2 protein-coding genes are annotated in these 2,163 nt (G+C 29.1%); both read left to right on the plus strand.

Annotation, left to right across the window (positions count from 1 at the left end; all coding sequences use genetic code 11):
• Positions 1 to 44: 44 nt before the first annotated feature.
• Entirely contained in the window at positions 45 to 179 is a 135-nt protein-coding gene (locus A3I1_RS08680) for an LPXTG cell wall anchor domain-containing protein (protein WP_419756768.1), read from the plus strand.
• A gap of 145 nt (positions 180 to 324) precedes the next feature.
• On the plus strand, positions 325 to 1,728 hold the full coding sequence (locus A3I1_RS0104425) for an APC family permease (protein WP_018370105.1): 1,404 nt from the start codon (positions 325 to 327) through the stop codon (positions 1,726 to 1,728).
• Positions 1,729 to 2,163: the final 435 nt, after the last annotated feature.

Here is a 2,163-nt window from a genome sequence, read left to right on the forward strand (position 1 = left end):
AAGATGCTGTTAAAGGCTATACTACAGTCATTAAGGGCTATGACATTACCAATGTCCATCGTCCAGAAAAACCATTACCAAAAACAGGAGAGTCAAATAAAATCTTGTTTAGTATTCTTGGTTTTGCCACTCTTTTTCTAGTAGGATTTATTATATATAAATCTAAACGTTCTCGTTAATAAAAATAAAAAAACTCTTATCTTATTAATGATAGGAGTTTTTTGTTTTTTGATTCAAAATGTATAAATTTTTATAATCGGTATAATTTTACAAGATTTAAATAATATGGTAGACTTATATAATTATCATGAAGTGAGGAAATTTATGGGAATCTTTAGAAAAAAAATAAAATTAGAAAAAAAAACAGAACTTAATAGACATCTCAAAATTAATGATTTAATTTTTCTAGGATTAGGTTCAATGGTTGGAACAGGGATTTTGACTGTTACAGGTATTGGTGCTGCTAATTTTGCAGGTCCAGCTCTTATAATATCTATCATCATTTCAGCTATTTCAGTAGGGTTATCTGCATTATTTTTTGCTGAGTTTGCTTCAAGAATTCCCACTAATGGTGGTGCTTATAGTTATATATATCGAACAATGGGTGAGTTTCCCGCCTGGATTGTTGGATGGTACATTATCATGGAATTTTTGACAGCTATTTCAGGAGTCGCATCAGGTTGGGGTGCTTATTTTAAAGGGCTTTTATCTAGTTATGGTTTAAAATTACCAGATGCTCTCAACGGTACTTTTGACCTATCACAAGGTCATTATGTTGATCTTTTTCCAATTTTAGTTGTTGTTTTAGTAACTGCTATCGTATTATTAAATTCAAAAATTGTTTTTAAACTTAACAATGTATTGGTCATTTTAAAATTTTCTGCACTATTTTTATTTATATTAGTAGGGTTATTTCACATTGATTTGAATAATTGGGCCAACTTTTCACCATTTGGTTTTGGTCAAATTTATGGTGGACAGACAGGAATTATGGCAGGAGCATCTTTAATGTTTTTTGCCTTTCTTGGTTTTGAGTCAATTTCAATGGCTGTAGACGAGGTTAATGAACCACAAAAAAATATCCCTAAAGGAATTGCTTTGTCATTGTCAATTGTAACTTTCCTTTATATTGTTGTTACTCTTGTATTAACTGGTATGGTTCACTATACAAAATTAAATGTGAGTGACGCTGTTGCTTTTGCTCTAAGAAGTATTGGCTTGACTTGGGCGGCTAATTATGTTTCTATAATTGCCATTTTAACTTTGATCACAGTTTGTATATCAATGTCATATGCTTTAGCTAGAATAATATACAGCATTAGTCGTGATGGATTATTACCAAAAATATTTAGCAAAGTTTCAAAGAAAGAAAGAGTACCAAAGAATGCGACACTTTTAGTAGGGATTGTTGCAGCTATTTGTGCAGGAGTATTTCCTATTGCAAGCATTGCTTCGTTTTTAAATATATGTACATTGGCTTACCTTATTATATTAGCTTATGGCATCATTAAATTGAGAAAAAACGAAGGCTTACCTAAAAAAGGTGAGTTCAAAACACCTTTTGTCCCATTATTACCAATCATATCGATTATTATATGCCTTTCACTTATGAGTCAATATGAAATAACAACTTGGTTAGCATTTGGCATGACAACACTAATTGGGATTGTTATTTATCTTTTATATGGTTATCATCACTCAGTAATTGCTTCAAAAAAGCAACAATAAAAATTTTCTATTATCAAATTAACTGAAAAAATTACTCATTTTAAAAAATCGATTTACTTAGTAATAATTGAATTCTTTTAAATGATTTTTGATAAGATTAATAACTGCGAGCTCTTTTTAAGTTGTTATCAATGGTTTTAGTTAAGTATTTAAGCCAATTAAATTAAAATTATTGAATAGCTTATCTTTTTTACAATATTTAACATTATAATATGAATAAAAAATAAAAAACTAGATATATGCTAGTTTTTTTGCTATACTATTCTTAGCATATTTTAAAAATATTGTTATTATTTTTCTTCAAAATGTATTGACAAAGCAAACAAGAGGTGCTAGAATGTAATAGTTGTCTCGAAAGAGTAATGACCTTTGAAAACTGAACAAGACAAGAAACCAAACGTGCAGGGTTAATAAAATAACCTGTCAAAAGAATCA

It is taken from the genome of Streptococcus marimammalium DSM 18627 (genome assembly GCF_000380045.1).
Lineage (GTDB): Bacteria > Bacillota > Bacilli > Lactobacillales > Streptococcaceae > Streptococcus > Streptococcus marimammalium.

Bases quoted from the DNA above. Each gene is read 5' to 3' on its own strand.
- A3I1_RS0104425 (WP_018370105.1), top strand. From the start codon at position 325: ATGGGAATCTTTAGAAAAAAAATAAAATTAGAAAAAAAAACAGAACTT.